The 17,758-nt window shown below is 64.3% G+C and carries 17 protein-coding genes; 12 read left to right on the top strand and 5 right to left on the bottom strand.

The window, feature by feature from the left end; genetic code table 11:
- Positions 1-135 precede the first annotated feature (135 nt).
- Positions 136-462, top strand: coding sequence for a hypothetical protein (locus AC1RQG_RS04495; protein WP_493128712.1), 327 nt, complete (start codon positions 136-138; stop codon positions 460-462).
- Between the two features lie 19 nt (positions 463-481).
- Here AC1RQG_RS04495 and AC1RQG_RS04490 read toward each other — a convergent pair whose 3' ends face one another.
- The gene (locus AC1RQG_RS04490) at positions 482-2,512 is read right to left on the bottom strand and encodes a methyl-accepting chemotaxis protein (RefSeq protein ID WP_493128710.1); all 2,031 of its coding nucleotides are present in this window, start codon (positions 2,510-2,512) and stop codon (positions 482-484) included.
- 108 nt (positions 2,513-2,620) lie between these two features.
- Positions 2,621-4,930, bottom strand: a complete 2,310-nt coding sequence (locus AC1RQG_RS04485) for a putative bifunctional diguanylate cyclase/phosphodiesterase (RefSeq protein ID WP_493128708.1) — start codon at positions 4,928-4,930, stop codon at positions 2,621-2,623.
- Positions 4,931-5,200: 270 nt separating this feature from the next.
- On the opposite strand from AC1RQG_RS04485, the gene AC1RQG_RS04480 reads away from it, so the two are divergent.
- From AC1RQG_RS04480 to AC1RQG_RS04470, 3 genes are all read left to right on the top strand, one after another.
- Positions 5,201-6,874, top strand: coding sequence for a sensor histidine kinase (locus AC1RQG_RS04480; RefSeq protein WP_493128706.1), 1,674 nt, complete (start codon positions 5,201-5,203; stop codon positions 6,872-6,874).
- 49 nt (positions 6,875-6,923) lie between these two features.
- Positions 6,924-7,277 (top strand): NAD(P)H-dependent oxidoreductase, encoded by a 354-nt coding sequence (locus tag AC1RQG_RS04475; RefSeq protein ID WP_493129285.1) that lies wholly within the window; start codon positions 6,924-6,926, stop codon positions 7,275-7,277.
- 231 nt (positions 7,278-7,508) lie between these two features.
- Positions 7,509-8,120 (top strand): hypothetical protein, encoded by a 612-nt coding sequence (locus AC1RQG_RS04470; RefSeq protein ID WP_493128704.1) that lies wholly within the window; start codon positions 7,509-7,511, stop codon positions 8,118-8,120.
- A 12-nt stretch (positions 8,121-8,132) separates the two neighbouring features.
- Here AC1RQG_RS04470 and AC1RQG_RS04465 read toward each other — a convergent pair whose 3' ends face one another.
- Both AC1RQG_RS04465 and AC1RQG_RS04460 read right to left on the bottom strand, forming a co-directional pair.
- Entirely contained in the window at positions 8,133-8,750 is a 618-nt protein-coding gene (locus AC1RQG_RS04465; RefSeq protein WP_493128702.1) for an SLATT domain-containing protein, read from the bottom strand.
- A gap of 221 nt (positions 8,751-8,971) precedes the next feature.
- On the bottom strand, positions 8,972-9,871 hold the full coding sequence (locus AC1RQG_RS04460; protein WP_493128700.1) for a LysR substrate-binding domain-containing protein: 900 nt from the start codon (positions 9,869-9,871) through the stop codon (positions 8,972-8,974).
- Positions 9,872-9,953: 82 nt separating this feature from the next.
- Here AC1RQG_RS04460 and AC1RQG_RS04455 point away from each other — a divergent pair, with 82 nt between their 5' ends.
- Complete coding sequence (locus tag AC1RQG_RS04455; protein ID WP_493128697.1) at positions 9,954-10,592, top strand: NAD(P)-dependent oxidoreductase; 639 nt, start codon at positions 9,954-9,956, stop codon at positions 10,590-10,592.
- A gap of 38 nt (positions 10,593-10,630) precedes the next feature.
- Here AC1RQG_RS04455 and AC1RQG_RS04450 read toward each other — a convergent pair whose 3' ends face one another.
- Positions 10,631-11,638: a helix-turn-helix domain-containing protein gene (locus AC1RQG_RS04450; RefSeq protein WP_493128695.1), complete on the bottom strand. Its 1,008-nt coding sequence runs from the start codon at positions 11,636-11,638 to the stop codon at positions 10,631-10,633.
- A gap of 120 nt (positions 11,639-11,758) precedes the next feature.
- Between AC1RQG_RS04450 and AC1RQG_RS04445 the strand changes: the two genes are divergently transcribed.
- The 7 genes from AC1RQG_RS04445 (at position 11,759) to AC1RQG_RS04415 (ending at position 17,660) form a co-directional block, all read left to right on the top strand.
- Positions 11,759-12,478, top strand: a complete 720-nt coding sequence (locus AC1RQG_RS04445) for an ABC transporter ATP-binding protein (protein ID WP_493128693.1) — start codon at positions 11,759-11,761, stop codon at positions 12,476-12,478.
- Positions 12,478-13,893: an ABC transporter permease gene (locus AC1RQG_RS04440; RefSeq protein ID WP_493128691.1), complete on the top strand. Its 1,416-nt coding sequence runs from the start codon at positions 12,478-12,480 to the stop codon at positions 13,891-13,893. The genes AC1RQG_RS04445 and AC1RQG_RS04440 overlap by 1 nt, the downstream gene beginning before the upstream one ends.
- A 63-nt stretch (positions 13,894-13,956) precedes the next feature.
- Positions 13,957-14,733: an outer membrane lipoprotein-sorting protein gene (locus AC1RQG_RS04435; protein ID WP_493129283.1), complete on the top strand. Its 777-nt coding sequence runs from the start codon at positions 13,957-13,959 to the stop codon at positions 14,731-14,733.
- Between the two features lie 2 nt (positions 14,734-14,735).
- The gene (locus tag AC1RQG_RS04430; protein ID WP_493128689.1) at positions 14,736-16,013 is read left to right on the top strand and encodes a hypothetical protein; all 1,278 of its coding nucleotides are present in this window, start codon (positions 14,736-14,738) and stop codon (positions 16,011-16,013) included.
- A 60-nt stretch (positions 16,014-16,073) separates the two neighbouring features.
- A complete protein-coding gene (locus tag AC1RQG_RS04425) occupies positions 16,074-16,307 on the top strand; it encodes a hypothetical protein (RefSeq protein WP_493128687.1) in 234 nt (77 codons plus the stop codon).
- Between the two features lie 199 nt (positions 16,308-16,506).
- The gene (locus AC1RQG_RS04420) at positions 16,507-16,986 is read left to right on the top strand and encodes a helix-turn-helix domain-containing protein (RefSeq protein ID WP_493128685.1); all 480 of its coding nucleotides are present in this window, start codon (positions 16,507-16,509) and stop codon (positions 16,984-16,986) included.
- Positions 16,986-17,660: a nucleotidyl transferase AbiEii/AbiGii toxin family protein gene (locus AC1RQG_RS04415; protein WP_493128683.1), complete on the top strand. Its 675-nt coding sequence runs from the start codon at positions 16,986-16,988 to the stop codon at positions 17,658-17,660. Before AC1RQG_RS04420 ends, AC1RQG_RS04415 begins: the two co-directional genes overlap by 1 nt.
- Positions 17,661-17,758: the final 98 nt, after the last annotated feature.

Raw genomic sequence — 17,758 nt, 5'->3', positions numbered from 1 at the left:
GCGCGGCCGTGCGGCCGTGCGGCGCCGGTTTAGAGGAAAGCCTCCAATGCGGGCCGCGCGCGCATGGCCGGAGCCGCCCCCGCCGGGCCGAACTGGGGTAAGCTAGACGCTCCCCGACGTCACGATGGAATGCATATGTGGATCAAACGTAGTGTGGCCGCGCTGCTGGCGGCCGTGGTGGCGCTGCCGCTGCTGGCCAGCGCCCGGCCGTTCCCGGCCGACATCAAGCGCGGCCGGATGACGCCCGGTTATTACCCCGACCTCAGCATCGACGGCAAGCCACGCAAGCTGTCGCCGGCGGCCCGCATCTTCAACCAGGACAACATGATCGAAATGCCGGCCAGCCTGCGCGGCAGCGGCATGCTGGTGTACTACACCGAGGACGCCAACGGCGACATCAAGGAGGTGTGGATCCTGACGGACGAGGAGGCGGCGCAGGACATGCCGGCGCCGGCCAGATAAGTCCGCGCCGCCGTTCCCCTCACGAGTGCGACAGCGCCCGGCGCCCCGCCACCGGCGCCACGGCGCGCACGCCGGCGCGCGCGGGCGCCGGCGCGCCGCCGGACCCGGCCCGGCCATCGTCATCGAGCCGGAACACGCTCATCGAGGCGATCAGGCTTTCCGCCTGTTCCTGCAGGCTGGCCGAGGCGGCCGCCGTCTGCTCCACCAGCGCCGCGTTCTGCTGGGTCATGTCGTCCATCTGGGTGACGGCCTGGTTGACCTGCTCGATGCCGCTGCCCTGCTCGGCCGATGCGGTGGCGATCTCGCCCATGATGGCCGTGATGCGCTCGACGCTGCCCACGATCTCGCCCATGGCCTGGCCGGCGCGGTCGGCCAGCTTGTTGCCGGCGTCCACCTTCTCCACGCTCTGCCCGATCAGGTCCTTGATCTCCTTGGCGGCCGCGCCCGAGCGCTGGGCCAGGTTGCGCACCTCGGACGCCACCACGGCGAAGCCGCGCCCCTGCTCGCCGGCGCGGGCCGCCTCGACCGCCGCGTTCAGGGCCAGGATGTTGGTCTGGAACGCGATGCCGTCGATGGTGGCGATGATGTCGACGATGCGGTGCGAGCTGGCGTCGATCTCGCCCATGGTCCGCACCACCTGCGACACCACCTCGCCGCCGCGCGTGGCCACGGCCGAGGCGTTGACCACCAGCGCGTTGGCCTGGCGCGCGTTCTCGGCGTTCTGGCGCACGGTGCCGGTCAGTTCCTCCATCGACGAGGCGGTCTGCTCCAGGCTCGACGCCTGCGCCTCGAGCCGGGCCGACACGTCGGCGTTGCCGCTGGCGATGTCGCGCGTGGCCGCGCCGATGTTGTCGATGCTGGCCCGCACGTCGCTGACGATGGTGCGCAGGCTGTCGTTCATGTGCTTGAGGGCGCGCAGCATCTGCCCCACCTCGTTGGGCGCGCCCACGTCGAAGTCCGACACCAGGTCGCCGCGCGCCACGCTTTGCGCCACCGTCACGGCGTTCTGCAGCGGCACCGTGACGGAGCGCGAGATCAGCCAGGCCACGCCGCCGGCCAGCGCCAGCAAGCCCAGCATGCTGGCCAGCATCAGCCAGCGCGTGACATGGAAGTCGGCGATCTTGGTCTTGAGCATGGCCGTGATCCGGGCCGCCGCCAGTTCATTGACCTTGAACTGCGAATCGATGGTGCGGGTGGCCAGGTCCACGAACTGTTCCGGCGAATAGCTGAGGGTGTCGGCCTGCACCACCTGCTCGCCGGCCAGCCGGGTGAAGGCGGCCGCGGCGGCGGTGGCTTCGCGCATGGCCGGGTCCAGCGCCGTCTCCAGCGCGGGATTGGCGGCGGCCGCCTTGTTGTACGCCGTCAGGGCCTGGGCCTGGCGGTCGTTGACGCGGCCGATGTAGCCGGCCAGCCGCGCCCGCTCCTCGGGCGTGGCCTCGTGCCGCGCCAGCAGGGCGGCGCCCAGCGCGCGCGTCTTGCCCAGCTCCTCCGTCAGGTAGGGCAGCTGGTAGTAGGTGGACTGGATCAGCTGGTAGCTGTCCTTGTCGGGGTCCAGGCTCAGGCCGTAGTAATCGCCGACCAGGTCGCCCACCCTGAGCAGCTTGGGCACCAGCGCCGTGTGGGCGGCGAAGCTCTGCGCCACCGTCAGCGTGCGGCCGGACACGCCCGCGCGCAGGCGCTCCCAGTCGGCGCGCGCCTCGTCCCAGGCCGCCGCCACGCCCTTGTCGTTGATCTGTTTGACGAAGGCGTCGACCCTGGCGTACGACTGGTCGGCCTCGTCCTGCTTGGCCTGGCGCTTGCCCTCCACCCCGGCCACCTGGCCCAGCAACAGGGCCGACAGGCCGCGGTGCTGCTGGGTCAGCTGGATGGTCTTGAGCACGTCGGCCACGCGGGGCACGCCCTCCTGCTCGGCGAGGTAGGCGTCCAGTCCCCTGGCCGCTTCGCGCATGTACAGATAACTGGGGATGGCCGCCAGCACCACCGCGATCACGCTCAGGATCAGGAACTTGTGCGGCAGGCGCAGCCGGTCCACCCATGCAAACGCATTCATGTCCACCTCCAGATATCGGGCCAGGATCAACTTGCAGAAGGGATGTTTCTATTTCCCATCATAATCGTCTGGCGGCCAACCTGCAGGAGATTTTACGTGGCGCGGACCTTAGACGGGCGCACCGCTGGCCGCACCGCTGGCCGCCTCGGGCCGGGGCGCGGCGAACAGCAACAACTGCTCGGGCGCGGCCGGGCGGGCGATGTGGAAACCCTGCAGGTAATGGCAACCCATGCGCGCCAGGATGCGGGCCTGGCCATCGGTCTCCACGCCCTCGGCCACCAGTTGCAGGCCCAGGCTGTGGCCCATGGCGATGATGGCGTGCACCAGGCTGTTGCTGCGGGCGCTGTGCTCGATGTCCATGACGAAGGCGCGGTCGATCTTGAGCGTGTTGAGCTGGAACTGGGTCAGGTAGCTGAGCGAGGAATAGCCGGTGCCGAAATCGTCGAGCGACACGCTCACGTCGAGCGCGCGCAGCCGTTCGAGCACGCTGCGCACGTTGGGGCCGTCGTCGATCAGCACGCGCTCGGTCAGCTCCAATTCCAGCAGCGTACCGGGCAGGCCGTGGCGCGCCAGCGTGGCCTCCACCAGGGCCACGAAGCCGGGGTCGGCCAGCTGCCAGGCCGACACGTTGATGCTGATGCGCACGCCGGCCAGCGGGCCGCCGCGCCACTGGGCCGCCTGGCGGCACGCCTCCTCCAGCACCCAGCTGCCCAGTTCGACGATCATGCCGCTGTCCTCGGCCACCGGGATGAAGCGGTCCGGCGTCACCGTGCCCAGCGTGGCGCTGCGCCAGCGCAGCAACGCTTCCACCTTGCCCACGCGGCCGCTGCCGGCCTCGGCGATCACCTGGTATTCGAGCCGGAACTCGTTGGCCGCGATGGCGTGGCGCAGCGCGCCGTCGATCACCAGCGCGTCGCGCGCGGCCGCGTTCATGGCGTCGCTGAAGAAGCGCAGCTCGCCCCGGCCCCCCTTCTTGGCCTCGTACATGGCGATGTCGGCGTGGCGCAGCAGGGTGTCGCCATCGCCGCCGTGGCGCGGATAGCAGGCCAGGCCGATGCTGGCCGACACGGCCACCGTGTGGTGCGCCACGTCGAACGCCGGCCCCATGGCGGCCAGGATGGCCTGGGCGCAGGCCCGGGCCCGGGCCTCGGCGTCGGCGGCCGGCAGGTCGGGCAGCGCGGCGATGAACTCGTCGCCGCCGAAGCGGGCCAGCATGTCGCGCGGCCCCAGCAGCGGCTGCAGGCGCTGGGCCACCTTGCGCAGCAATTCGTCGCCGACGCTGTGGCCGTACGAGTCGTTGATGCGCTTGAACTTGTCGAGGTCGATGAACAGCAGCGCGCAGGCGCGCCCGCCGGCCTGGGCGTGCGCGATGTCGGTGCGCAGCCGCTCGGCCAGCGCGTAGCGGTTGCCCAGGCCCGTGACCGGGTCGACCCGGGCCGCCTGGTCCAGCAGCGCATCCTTCTTCTTGCGTTCGGAGATGTCGAGCAGTTGCACCAGGCAGTACAGGCGGCCCCGCTCGATGTAGGGCGAGGCCATCATCTCCACCGGCAGCCGGGCGCCGTTGTGCAGCGTCAGCTCCACCTCCTGGGTGATCGGATAGCGGGCGCCGGGCGCCTCGAACATGGCGAAATAGTCGTCGGCCATCTGGCGCGTGAGGCCAGGCAGCAGGTCGGTCACGTTGCGCCCGATCAGGTCGGCGGCGCTGCCATAGCCGAGCAGGCTGGCGCAGCGCTCGTTGGCCACGTGCACATAGCCGCGCTTGTCGCGGATCAGGAAGCCGTTGCTGAGGCTGTCGATGGTGCTGGCGTAGCGCTGCCGGTTCTCGTGCAGCACGGCGTAGATCAGGCCCAGCATGGACAGCGACTTGAGCACGGAACTGGCGACGAACCAGTACAGATAGGCCTGCGGCACCATGCTCAGGCTGCCGGCCAGGTTGAACACGCCGCGCACGACCATGGTGAGGCCCAGCAGGCGATAGCGGTACAGATGGCGGCCCCATCCGAGGCGCACGCCGGTCCACACCATGACCAGGCACAGCAGCGCGCCGCCGGACGGGAACACGACGGCCGGGTCGGCGCTCCACCACAGGTGCAGGGCGCCGGCCAGCAGCACAAAGCCCAGCAGCGGCCAGGCGCCGTCGGCGCGCCGCAGTCCGCCCAGGAAGAACTGGGTGCCGGCCCAGTAGCCGGCCGCGCCGCCCGTGATCAGCAGCGCGCCCAGCGGCCGGCGCAGCGGCTCGAGCGCGGGCACCCCCGAGAACCACAGCGCGAAGGCGGCCATGATGGACAACTGGCCCATGGCCCAGTACAGCGCATGTCGCTCCTTGCGCTGCATCAGCCACAGGAAGATCAGGATGGCGCTCAGGATGGCGTCGGCCATCACGGAGATGTAGGCGTACTGACTGGGGTCCGGACTCATTTGTCTCCACCGCTGGGGGCCGGTCGCCACGCGCGACGCCGGAGCCGGGGCCATGACTGTCCACGACAGCCGGCGCCCGCTTCCATTATTGTAGTCTGAATAACGCGCGCCGCCCACCCGAGTGTTGCCCGCTGGCACAGAATTGGGCGGCAGGACAAGAACGGCGCGCCGCGACCTGCGCCTGCCCATGGATTGCGCGCAATTTTCCGAAACCGCGCGCCCGCTGGGTTTATACTGGCTGGTACCGCCCCCCCCCCCCCGAGAGCACCCATGACCCCGCTTGCCGTCCTGCTGGTGGAAGATTGCGACAGCGATGCCGAGCTGGTCGAGCGCTACCTGCGCAAGGCCGGCTACGACGTCACGCTGGAGCGGGTGGAGACGGCGGCCGGCCTGCGCGCGGCGCTCGCCGCGCGGCGCTGGGACGTGGTGCTGGCGGACCACAACCTGCCGGACCCGAACGCCAGCATCGCGCTGGCCCACCTGCACGCGGCCGGGCTGGACTTGCCGTTCATCGTCGTCGCCAACACCATCGGCGAGGAGACGGCCGTGGCCCTGATGCGGGCCGGCGCCCACGACTACGTGATGAAGGGCGACCTGGCCCGGCTGGGGCCGGCCATCGCGCGCGAGCTGAAGGAGGCCCAGCGCCGCTGCCAGCACCGGGCCGCCGCCCAAGCCCTGCGGGCGGCCGAGGAACGTTGGAACTTCGCGCTCGAGGGCGCCGGCTACGGCGTGTGGGACTGGGACATCCCCAACGGCCAGGTGCTGTTCTCGCCGTGCTGGCGCACCATCCACGGCTACGCCGAACACGAGGTGGTGCCGACGGCCACCTGGCGCGACAGCCTCGTGCATCCGGACGACCTGCCGCGGCTGCAGGCGGCGCTGCGCGACCATTTCAACGGAGTCAGCCGCCGCTACAAGGAGGAATACCGGACCCTGGGCCGCGACGGCGGCTGGAAATGGGTGCTCGACAACGGCACCATCGTCAGCCGCGACGGCGCCGGCCAGCCGCTGCGCATGATCTGCACCCATATCGACCTGACCGAGCGCAAGCGCATCGAGCAGGCGCTGCGCGAACTGAACGAGCAGCTCGAATCGCGGGTCGAGGCGCGCACGGGCGAACTGCGGCAGGCCATGGAGCAGATCGTGGAATCGGAAAAGCTGGCCTCGCTCGGAGTGCTGGTGGCCGGCGTGTCGCATGAGCTGAACACGCCGATCGGCAACATGGTGCTGGCCGCGACGGCGCTGACCGACAAGCTGGGCGAGCTGTGCGCCGCGGCCGAACACAACGGTCTGACCCGCTCGGGCCTGCTGCAAGGCTTGCACGAATGCCTGAACGCGAGCGACATCATCGCCCGCAACGGCCACCGCTCGAACGAGCTGATCGAAAGCTTCAAACGGGTGTCCGTGGACCAGACCAGCCAGCGCCGCCGCAGCTTCGACCTGCGCACCACGGTGCAGGACAGCCTGACGGCGCTGGGCGCGCGGCTGCGCCGGGCCAGGGTCGCCGTCGACCTGCGGATCGCGGACGGCATCATGATGGACAGCTATCCGGGCCACCTGGAACAGATCGTCAACAACATCGTGATGAACTCCATCACCCACGGCTTCGACGGCAGGCCCGGCGGCCGCATCGTGATCGAGGCCGGCAGCGCCGGCGGCATGGTCGAACTGCACTACAGCGACGACGGCCACGGCATACCGGCCGAGCTCCAGCACCGCGTGTTCGAGCCGTTCTACACGACCAAACTGGGCAAGGGCGGCTCCGGGCTCGGGCTATCGATCGTCAACAATCTGGTGCAGGCGATCTTCAAAGGCCAGCTGCGGCTCGACAGCGCGCCCGGCCAGGGCGTGCGCCTGCATTTCACGCTGCCCGCCGTGACGCCCCACGCGAACGCCTGCGCCGAGCCGGACGCGGCGCAGGACGGCACGGCGCTGGTCTCCTGATCCGCCTGACCTGCCCGCGCAGGTGGCGGCATGAACGGGACCGGCCACGCTGAAAACCCGGGTCGATTATGTCGTGCGGCCGGACCGGACTTTTCAATCCACACCGGACGGGAAACTCGGCTTATTAAAAAACCGGCCGCTGCGGATTATCGTCTCCAGCGGCGGCGCATTGGAACCGCCGTCCAACCGGCACGTTGATTTCATCACGCCCTATTTAGTCCATATATTCAACGCGCCCGATGGGCGCAACGTGGAAATAATCCGACTCGATAATATGAAGCGGGGCCCGGACGCCGTTGCCGCCAGCCGCGCACGTTTCGACCGCTGGCTGGCCCGGTTCCGCCTCCGACGCGGGCGCCAGCAGGGGAAATCCCTGCACTTCATGCCAACTTCTGGCACATAAGCGCCAGAATCCGGCATGTTCCGGCGGCAGGCACGGCGCTTCGCCACCGCCGGCGCCGTCGTCGATTCCAATCCGGGAAAATAAGCGGGGGCCTGCCGCCACAGGCGCGCCATTTAATCGGCGACGATAAACAACGCGGTTAGTGGATATCCTCCAGAATGGCACGATGGGTCGCCAATGGCATTGGCTATAATTGAATTTCCTATATCTCCGACCGATCGGGAATTCAATATGAAACATGCCTTCGCCTGCGTGGCAGCAGCGTCCGTTTTATCCGCCTGTGGTGGCGGCGGCAGTTCGGCCGGTGGCGTCGTCAATCCACCGACCACGGCGCCATTTTCCAAATATGTGGGCGACTGGAAGGATGTGTGTCAATTCCACCACCGTGAAACCATCACCGTGGCCACGCTCACGGCCAGCGCCACGACGGCCACCCTGTCGGACCGGATCGATTATTTCGACAATGAGGATTGCAGCGGCGCGCTGGTGGCCACCGGCGTTTATTCCAAGCCCATCGCCACGCTGCAATATGTGACGACGGAAAACAACGCCACCGTCCACCTGCAGTCGGGCCAGAGCTTGATGGGCACCGTCGACCGCGGCACGGCCACGGCGTCGGACGCCACCGTCAGCGTCACCGGCAGCGGCGTGAGCTCGACCGTGGTGAACGGCAAGACGGTGTGGCACATCGTCTACAGCGGCGGCAGCACCGATATCCAGATCAACAATGTGCTCGGCGCCAACCCCGGCGGCCTGTTCCTGGCCGGCGGCCAGCTCTACATCGTCACGGCCGAGGGCGGCTCGACCAACACCTTCGGCGCCAGCGCCCCGCTGTCGCGCTGACAGCCGCACCTGTCAGAACAGGTTGTTGCGGATGCCGAGATAGCACACGGCCAACGCCAGCACCGGCCCCAGGTAGAACAACGCCAGCCACAGCGCGCGCCACGCCAGCAATCCGACCACGTGCGCATGTTCGAACACCGTCAATCCGGCGCCGCTGCGGTCGGCACCGGCGCGGTAGCGCGCCAACAGCGCGTCGCCGGCCGTGTGGTGCTCGACATCGTTGAGCACCTGTTTATAGCTGGCGCACAGGTCGTTGTAGTCGTCGAGCATCGCTTGCGGCGTGCGCTGCAACGCCACCTGCATGATCCTGCTCTCTATATCCATCAACTTCAGATAACCGCTCTTAAACTGCTGCGCGCGGTCGCGGAAATTGCGGGTATTGAGGTGCAGCGACAAGGCCATCAGCATCACGGCCAGCACCACGGAAAAGATGTTCTGGAAGTCATCCGAGACGACCTTGTATTTCAACAAGGCGATCGCGAAGCACAGGCTGTAGATGGAATAGACCACCAGCAACCGTTGCGCATGCCCCTGGTTGGACAGCAACCGCGATTCGGCGCGCAACCACGCCTCGCGGGAAAACCAGATCCTGTCGCCCAAGGTCTTGGCGCTATCGACGATATTGCTCACTGTTGCCTCTACTGAAAGATGTCGGAACGGGCGCCGCGCCGCGCCCACGCACAGGCGCGAACGGCATGCCAGCTCATCAAATTAATTGCCACACGGCAATTTACTATCTTTCTGTGAAGGACACAATCGGCGGGCCCGCAGTTCGCGCAAAAATGTAACAGCCGGCCGCGCCGCTGTGGGGTGCGCGACAACATTGGCCGACGGCGATGTTGTCTAACAGCTCATCCTGCCAGGTAATCGCGGATGGCGGCGATCGCCAGCCGCACCTTGGCCGGTTGCGCGTCGCGCTGCACGGTCAACGCGTACACGCCCATGGGCGCCATCGTCCATTCCGGCAACACCAGCAGCGCCTGTCCGCTGGCCAGCAACGGCAAGGCGTCCGGCTCCGGCATGCTCATGATGCCCAAGCCCTGCACCATCATCTCGCGCAGCGCGATGGAACTGTTGCCCGCCACGGCGCCCTGCACCCGCACCCGCCGCGTCTCGCCCGCGCGCGACAGTTCGATGAACTCGGTCTGGTTCATCACATTCAGGTTCATCACCGGATAACGCGCCAGCTCCTCGGGCGTCTGCGGCAAGCCGTGCGCCTGCGCAAAGCCGCTCGACGCCACCAGCACGTGGCGCCACTCGGCAAGACGGCGCGCCACCAGGTTGGAATCGCTCAGGGTGCCGATGCGGATCGCCAGGTCGATACGCTCGGCGATCAGGTCGATGCGCCTGTCCTCGGCGAACAGCCGCAGCGCGAGCCGGGGCTGGGCGCGCAGCAGCGGCGCCAGCGCCGCCGCCAGATGGCCGCTGAAGCCGACCGGAAAGGCGATCCGCAACTCGCCGCGCGGCTCGTCGCGCAGGTCGGATAGGCGCTGCTCGGCCGTATGGGCCGCCAGCAACATGGTCGCGCAATCCTCATAGTAGGCCTGCCCCGCTTCCGTGGTGCTCAGGCGGCGGGTGGAACGGTGCAGCAAGGCCAGGCCGATCTCGGCCTCCAGCTGGCGGATCTGCTGGCTCACGGCCGAGGTGGTCATCGCCAGCTCGCGCGCGGCCGCGCTCATGGACCCGGCCTCCACCACGCGGGCGAAGACGGCCATGCGCTTCAAACGGTCGATTGTTAAGAATGGCTTCATAGTGATTGTGGATTTTGCCGTCTTATCGCCTCATCGTAAAGGCCTCATACTGAATCCACTTTCAACCAAGCAGGAGATTCAAATGAAGATTGCACTGATCGGCGCGAGTGGTTTTATTGGTTCCGGCTTGCTGGCCGAGGCGCTGGCGCGCGGCCATCAGGTCACGGCCCTGGTTGGCCGTCCCGAGCGCCTGGCGCAAGCCGCCGGCCTGACGGCGCAAGCCACCGACGTGATGGACCCGGCCCGCCTGGCCACCCAGCTGGCCGGCCACGACGCCGTGATCAGCGCGTTCAGCGGCCATGCGCAGGAAGGCGTGCGCGCCTACTACAACCGTGGCGTGGACGCCATCCTCGCCGCCACCCGCCAGGCCGGCGTGCCGCGCCTGCTGATGGTGGGCGGCGCCGGCAGCCTCGAAGTGGCGCCCGGCGTGCAGGTGGTGGACAGCCCGGACTTCCCCGCCCAGTGGAAGGAATCGGCGCTGGGCGCGCGCGACACGCTGGACAAGCTGCGCCAGGAAAGCGCGCTCGACTGGACTCTGCTGAGCCCGGCCGCCGTGATCGCCCCCGGCCCGCGCACCGGCCAGTTCCGCCTGGGCGGCGACCAGCTGCTGACCGACGAGAACGGCGACAGCAAGATTTCCGTGGCCGACTATGCGGTGGCGATGATCGATGAACTCGAGCATCCGGCCCACTCGCGCCGGCGGTTCACTGTGGCCTACTGATACGATACCATCCCGGAATGCGGCTCGCCCCGAAGCGCTCAGTTGTGGGCTGAAGACGCCGTATCCCCGGAGATGGCCTTGCTGAAGGTCAGCGGACGTTCAGCCAGTACCCGATACGGCCAGAACGCCTCTTCCTCGTCGATCAATCGCATAATCTGTGCAGGCGGGAATCCGGTCAGCCGGCGCAACTGCCGGCCCATGTGCGATTGATCCGCAAAACCGGCCTCATCCGCCATGCCGGCCCAGTCGACCTTGCCTTTCTTGCGCGCCGCCAGCGCGTTGAAATACAAGCGCTCAATCTGAATCAAGGGCTGAAGTTCACGCTGTGTTTGCCCGGTCCAAGCCCTGATGCGTCGTTCCATCTGGCGTATGCTGCGGCCCAGACCGGAAGTGGCTGCACGCAGCGTGACGGTACGAAACCAGTCTTCCATCAGATTGCTGGCCGGCATACCCGCCGGGCGAACCGACTGCCACCAGGCATCGAGCCGCTCCTGAATCAACCTGAAGCGGTCGGCATCGCTGGTTGCACGAAACACGTCCTCGCAGAGCGTCAGCAATCTGGCATCAAGCACCTCCTCAGCCGGCACCGTCCGATCAAGATAGGCGCCCATGTCGCGCCCCGTCAGTGCGGTCACCGCTTCCGGATACAGCACCAGCATCATCACGTGCACCGGTCCCGGATTCCAGCTCACCGGCGGCACCTGGAAGGGGCCGCTGAAGATCAGTTTCGGCAGCATCTCCCCGGGCGCGTCCTGCGACGGCGGCTCGACCATATTGCCGCATCCCTCGAAGAACCAGGTCAGTGTGCACATCGGGGTTGCCGGGAAATAGTTGTAGCGCTGGTCATCGGTCAGCGTGAGGTGACGCGTATCGCGCACGACGGCACCTACCAGACAACCGGACAGCGACATGCACGGCAGCAAAAACGTCGTGGAGCGCCGCGCTTCCGGATGCGCAGCGGGCGAGTGAGGGTCAGGCACTGTTCGATATTCGTTCACGACGGTTGAATGGACTTGCCGCTTGGGAATCAAGCCGGGCAGAAACATGTCGCAATTGTTCTATAGGCAAAACTGTTTGTCCATGAAGATATGGGTGCTGATGACAACTTTTAGGGAATAGCTTGATACGGGTTGCTTATCTCTAAAAGTAACTTTGAAAGGAGCATCGTGCATTCCGTTATTCTCAAGCAGGTTGATAAGACCTACAGCCTGGGTACGGTGTCCGTACCGGCGCTGGCAGGCATCAATCTCGACATCCGTCCCAACTGCTTTACCGTCATCTCCGGCGCATCCGGCAGCGGCAAGACGACCTTGCTCAATCTGATCGGTTGCATCGACCGCCCCGATGCCGGCGAGATTATCCTGGCCGGGCATTCCATCCATGCCATGTCGGACAATGAACTGTCCGACTTCCGCGTGCGCCATCTCGGCTTCATCTTCCAGAACTTCAATCTGTTGCCGGTTTTGACCGCGTACGAAAATGTCGAATGCCCGCTGATACTTGCCAGAACGCCGGCACGCGAGCGCAAGCAGCGCGTGATGGCCTTGCTGGACGCGGTGGGCCTGGCGAACAAGGCCGGCAACCGGCCCGGGCAGCTTTCCGGCGGCCAGCGCCAGCGCGTGGCGATTGCCCGCGCGCTGGCCGCGTCACCGCAACTGGTGCTGGCAGACGAGCCGACGGCCAACCTCGACAGCGAGACCGGCGCGGCCGTCATTGCCCTGATGCGCAAGATGCAGCGCGAGCACAAGGTCTCATTCATCTTTTCTTCCCACGATCCCAAAGTGTTGGCCGAGGCCGACGATGCCGTATTCATTCGCGACGGCCGCATCACGGGTGTCGAGCGGCGCATGACGGTTTCGGATTCGGCCTCAGAAAGGATGGCTTGATGTTTGCACTGGCACTACGCAATTTGCTGCGCAACCGGCGTCGCTCGTTGACGACGTTGTCGGCGATGGTGGTCGGACTGGTCGCCATGCTGATATTCGGTGGCTACGCGCGCAATGCGATTCTCGCGACCCAGACCGGCTATGTGCAATACCACGGGCATTTGCAGATTCAGCACAAAGGTTATTTCCTGTACGGCAGTGGCAATCCCGTGGCCTACGGCATTGCCGATTACCAGCGCATCATCGACGCAGTGAAGAATGATCCGATCCTGCGACCGATGCTGGTGGTAGTCACGCCCAGCCTGCGGCTCAATGGCATCGCCGGCAATTTCGCCAATGGCGTGTCGAAAGGGATCGTCGCGGCCGGCGTGGTCGTGGACGACCAGAACAAGATGCGCAAGTGGGACGATTACGGCAGCGCGAGTTATGCGCCGCCTATTGCGCTGGGCAACACCCCGTCCGATTCGGCCGTCATCGGCTCCGGCGTCGCACGGCTGCTGCAAATGTGCGCGCCGTTGAAGCTTAACGATTGCCCGTCGGCGGACGAGATTGGCGCTTCCGGCAGCGTGAGCGCCAGCGCGGCTGATGCGCCTGATACACCTGATGCGCCATCTAGCATCGCGGCCTTGTCGGCGCTCGAACAAGCGAACGCGCCGCGTGCCGCCAGCAACCATATCGAACTGTTGGCCGCGAGCGTACGCGGCGCACCCAATGTCACCGGACTGAACGTCGTGCGGGCAGAAAACTGGGGCGTTAAAGAAATCGACGACTCGCTCATCGTCATGCACCTGCAGCAGGCACAGCGTCTGGTGTTCGGCGGCGCCGCCCCGCAAGTGACGGCGATCCAGATCCAGCTCGCCCACACTGCGCAGATTCCGGCCGCACGAGCGCGCATCGAACAATTGCTGGCCACGCAATTCAAGGGCATGCCGCTCGAAATTCTCGACTACGAAACGCTGACGCCGATCTACAAACAGGTCATCCAGTTCTTCGACTCGATGTTCGGTTTCATTTCGATCCTGATCTACGTCATCGTGCTGTTCACGGTCGGCAACACGATGAGCATGGCAGTGGTCGAGCGCACCACCGAGATTGGCACCCTGCGGGCGATAGGCCAGCGCTGCAGCGGCATACGCAGCCTGTTCGTCTGTGAAGGCGTATTGCTGGGACTGATCGGCGCGGCGTCGGGCATCGCCATCGCCTTGCCGATTGCGTATGTGATCAACCACAGCGGCATGACCTGGGCGCCGCCCGGCTATTCGTACCAGTACCCGGTCATGGTGCGGGTGTGGGGCGACAACAAGCTGATGTTCGGCACGGCGGTCAGTCTGGCGATCGTGGCCGTCGTCTCTGCCTGGTGGCCGGCCAACCGTGCGGCGAAGCTCAACATCGTTGACGCGCTGCGCCACGTTTAATAACGCGACGCCTTCATCGTCAGCGCCCCCCCCTTATTTCTCATGGAATCACTCGATATGAAAATGCGCCAATTGCTCAGAGCTGTCTTGCTTGCGGTATTGGGATTGAGCGCCAGCATCTTACTCGCCAAACCCACTGCGCAGGACATCCTCGCGGCCAGCGATGCCGTCCGCAACCCCGATCATCCATTCGGCTTGACGACGACACTGACCGAGTACCGCAACGGCAAGCAGACGGACGCCTCGACGCTCGCCGTCTATTCGAAGGCGGAAAAGGACAGCGGCCAGTTCCGCAGCCTGATCCGCTTCATCGCCCCCGCGCGCGATGCCAACAAGCTGATGCTCAAGGCGGGTAACGACCTGTGGTTCTACGATCCGGCCAACAAGGCCAGCATCCGGCTATCACCGCAGCAACGCCTGCTTGGTCAGGCCGCGAATGGCGACGTGGTCACCTTCAACCTCGCCAAGGATTATCACGCCACGCTGGCGGGCGAGGAGGAAGTGCAGGATGGCGACCGGCAAAAGCAAAACTGCTACAAGCTGACGCTCGACGCCATTCATCCCGACGTCACTTACCATCACATCGAAGTGTGGATAGCCACCGCCAACAATCGCCCGGTCAAATCCCGCTTCTACAGCGAAAGCAATCGGCTGTTGAAGACCGCCTATTACCGCCAGTACGAAAGGCACCTGGGTGCCGAGCGGCCGACCGAAACCGTGATCATCGACGGCCTGGATCCGCAATGGGTGACGGTGCTGCGTTTCAGCAACTGGATAGAGCGCGAGGTGCCGGAAGTCTGGCTGCAGCGCGACTATCTGCCGCGCTTCAAGCCGGAATAGTCATGCGGCCGGCAAACACGTTAACGTTGGCGCTGCTGGCACTGCTGGCGCCGCTGGCCGGCGCAGTCTGGGCGGACGGATTGGATGACGCGGCACTCGCGTTGCCCGGCAGCGCTCCGCAGACAGCCGGCAACGCGCGGGCGTGGCAATTATTCGTTGAAGGGGCGGCGGCACGCTCGCACATGCGTGAACCTTCGCTGGCCGAAAACGACCGCGCCACCGAGCGCCTGTCGGTCGACTTGCAGGTCGATGCGACGCTCGCGCCCGGCGTGCGCGTCATGCTGGCAGACCGGCTCGACATCGGCTGGCAGCATCGCCTTGCGCAGCGCGAATCGTTCAACACACTGAAAGAAGCCTACCTCAGCTGGCAACAGCGCGACGACGTCATCGTCGATCTTGGCTACGTCAATCAGTACTCCGGCGTCGCCATCGGCTACAACCCGACCGACTTCTTCCGCGAAGGCTCGTTGCACTCACCAGTGTCGGTCGATCCGACCATGATCAGGAAAAATCGCCAGGGCAGCGCGATGCTCCGCGGCCAGATGCTGTGGGAAGGCGCCTCGTTGACAGCGCTGTATTCCCCGGCCTTGAACGATGCCCCCGCTTCCCCGGCTTTCCCGCCCGACCGGGGAGCGACCAATCAGCGCGACCGCAGTCTGCTGATTTTCAGCAAGCGGATCAGCGAAGATCTGCAACCACAATGGTTGTTGTACACGAGCCAGGGCGCGTCGCCCCGGTTCGGCATAAATCTGACCAAGCTGGTGAATGATGCGACGGTCGCCTATGTCGAATGGTCGGGCGGACGCAGTCCATCGCTGCTGGCGCAAGCCTTGGGGCAAGACGGAGACGAGGCATTCCGGAACCGGGTTGCGACCGGACTCACCTACACCACCAGCAATAAACTCTCGCTGACGTTGGAATACCAGTACAGCGGTGCCGGCCTTGAAAACGCGCGGTGGAATGCGTTGCCGAAGGTATCGTTGCCCGCCTACCTCCGATATCGCCAGTTCGTGCAATCAACGCAGGAAATGCCGACACGCCACCAGACGTTCATGTATGCGGGCTGGCAGGACATGTTCCTTCGCCATCTCGATCTGACGGCGATGGTCCGCCGCAACAGTGACGATCACAGCCGCCTCACATGGGTTGAGCTCCGCTACCGCTGGACGCGCGATGAGATCGCCTTGCAGTGGCAGGGTAATAGCGGCCAACTGTTCAGCGATTACGGCGCTTCCCCATTACGGAAGGCTTGGGAAATTTCGTTTCGCCATTTCTATTGAGCGAAGCGCGCACCGAGGTTTCACAATTTTTGTTTGTTCCACCAGTTCTGAAAGTACTTCATGAAATCACGCATTCTTTTTCTGTTTTCTTGCTGCCTGCCTCTGTTGGTTGCTTGCGCCGATGTTCGTCTTCAAACCGCAAGCGAGGCCATCAATGAAGTGAACAATTCATTTCAATATAAAGCCGAGCGTCAGTGCGATGTATACGATGGCAAACAAAAACTCGACTGCCAACGCCAAATAGGGAATGAATATGAAGCACAACGGCGGAGGAATTCGGAAACAATCCGATGAAGCCAATTCAAAGTAGCCCAAGCTGTCTGTCGAACGCACGGATTTCCGACAATACTTACAGCTGCGTGGGCTAGGCTCAAAGACTGGCAACAGTCGACGCCGTTCTCAACAACATCATCGGCCGCCTCTCGCGGCCTTGCAGATTCCGCTGGATGGACAATAATATGTTCAGTTTATTGAACATTTTAGGAGCGAGATCATGCAACTTCGTGAAGTAGGCATGCATGTTCATGACAAGAGGAAGGAGCTCGGGATCAGCCAAGTCCAACTTGCGAAATTGGCGGGCCTGTCGCGCACTACCGTGAATCAGCTCGAGAACGGCGTTCTGGAAGATCTGGGGTATACGAAACTAAATCAGCTACTGAGCATCCTCGGCCTGACCTTCGACGCCAAGGTAAGGACGAAAAAGTCGCCAGCACTCAAGATGGCCGCACAGACGGCCAGCACGAGCTACAAAAAAACCCTCACATCCGACGAGCTAAAGAATATTTTGAAGTCGGGTGTGGTTCCTGACGACTTCAAGCCGCATCTGATGACGCTGCTCGACGAAACGCCCCTGCAACTGGTCGTCAGTGCAATTCACGAGGCATCAACAGAGACCAACACGCCGGCTAAGACAGTCATGAAGCATGTCTCCGCAATGGCAAAGGCTCTTCACACCCATAGAACTGTCTGGTAATGGCAGACGAAAAGACCTGGGAAGGTCTCTTCCAGAACGCCTTGCGCCTGGTGGATGAGATCCGTACTCATGGAACGAAACATCTCTACTGGACCTTCGGTGGAGGAACGGCGCTGATGCGCAAGTATCTGCATCGCCTCAGTAAAGATATCGACATTTTTGTGCCCGATCCACAGGCATTAAACTATGTAAATCCGCGCCTGAGCCAAGTAGCGGAGGAGCTGGCAGTTCACTACGACGAGGCAAACGATTTCATTAAACTGTTCTTGACCGGCGGTGAGATCGACTTTGTGGCATCTCCGAATTTGACCGAGAACCCATGCATCGACGAAGAAATATTCGGCCGCATAGTGCACGTCGAGACTGCAGTTGAGATCATTGCCAAGAAGTTCTTTCATCGCGGCAATCGCTTACTCGCTCGCGATATTTTCGATTTCGCGTTAGTAGCGGAAAAGGAGTCAGAAGAACTGCTACGAGCCAGCAAATTCCTCATCCGCCATATCACGCCAATCAAGGCAACGCTCGCCGGCGACCTCACGGGGCTTCGCCTACAATTCGACGCGATCGAAAAACTCTCATACAACCCAACTTTTGACCAGGTGCGAAACATCGTCATCGAAACGCTGGACTCTGCCGCGCAACAGGTCAAAAAAGTGAGAATGTCGAAGCCCTAGGATATGCTTTCCGAAATCATATTTTCCGGCGAAACAAACGGAGAGATAATCAGGGCTTGCATCACAAATGACGCAAGGCCCTGATTTGTAATGCTGAT

The sequence above is a fragment of the Rugamonas sp. GW822-FHT03B10 genome (genome assembly GCF_058801745.1).
This window is presented reverse-complemented; position numbering and strand designations above follow the sequence as displayed.

What these genes read in the sequence shown, in the direction of transcription:
- AC1RQG_RS04495 (WP_493128712.1), top strand. Translation starts at nt 136, where the DNA reads ATGTGGATCAAACGTAGTGTGGCCGCGCTGCTGGCGGCCGTGGTGGCG.
- AC1RQG_RS04490 (WP_493128710.1), bottom strand. Translation starts at nt 2,512, where the DNA reads ATGAATGCGTTTGCATGGGTGGACCGGCTGCGCCTGCCGCACAAGTTC.
- AC1RQG_RS04485 (WP_493128708.1), bottom strand. Translation starts at nt 4,930, where the DNA reads ATGAGTCCGGACCCCAGTCAGTACGCCTACATCTCCGTGATGGCCGAC.
- AC1RQG_RS04480 (WP_493128706.1), top strand. Translation starts at nt 5,201, where the DNA reads ATGACCCCGCTTGCCGTCCTGCTGGTGGAAGATTGCGACAGCGATGCC.
- AC1RQG_RS04470 (WP_493128704.1), top strand. Translation starts at nt 7,509, where the DNA reads ATGAAACATGCCTTCGCCTGCGTGGCAGCAGCGTCCGTTTTATCCGCC.
- AC1RQG_RS04460 (WP_493128700.1), bottom strand. Translation starts at nt 9,871, where the DNA reads ATGAAGCCATTCTTAACAATCGACCGTTTGAAGCGCATGGCCGTCTTC.
- AC1RQG_RS04455 (WP_493128697.1), top strand. Translation starts at nt 9,954, where the DNA reads ATGAAGATTGCACTGATCGGCGCGAGTGGTTTTATTGGTTCCGGCTTG.
- AC1RQG_RS04450 (WP_493128695.1), bottom strand. Translation starts at nt 11,638, where the DNA reads ATGTTTCTGCCCGGCTTGATTCCCAAGCGGCAAGTCCATTCAACCGTC.
- AC1RQG_RS04440 (WP_493128691.1), top strand. Translation starts at nt 12,478, where the DNA reads ATGTTTGCACTGGCACTACGCAATTTGCTGCGCAACCGGCGTCGCTCG.
- AC1RQG_RS04435 (WP_493129283.1), top strand. Translation starts at nt 13,957, where the DNA reads ATGCGCCAATTGCTCAGAGCTGTCTTGCTTGCGGTATTGGGATTGAGC.
- AC1RQG_RS04430 (WP_493128689.1), top strand. Translation starts at nt 14,736, where the DNA reads ATGCGGCCGGCAAACACGTTAACGTTGGCGCTGCTGGCACTGCTGGCG.
- AC1RQG_RS04425 (WP_493128687.1), top strand. Translation starts at nt 16,074, where the DNA reads ATGAAATCACGCATTCTTTTTCTGTTTTCTTGCTGCCTGCCTCTGTTG.
- AC1RQG_RS04420 (WP_493128685.1), top strand. Translation starts at nt 16,507, where the DNA reads ATGCAACTTCGTGAAGTAGGCATGCATGTTCATGACAAGAGGAAGGAG.
- AC1RQG_RS04415 (WP_493128683.1), top strand. Translation starts at nt 16,986, where the DNA reads ATGGCAGACGAAAAGACCTGGGAAGGTCTCTTCCAGAACGCCTTGCGC.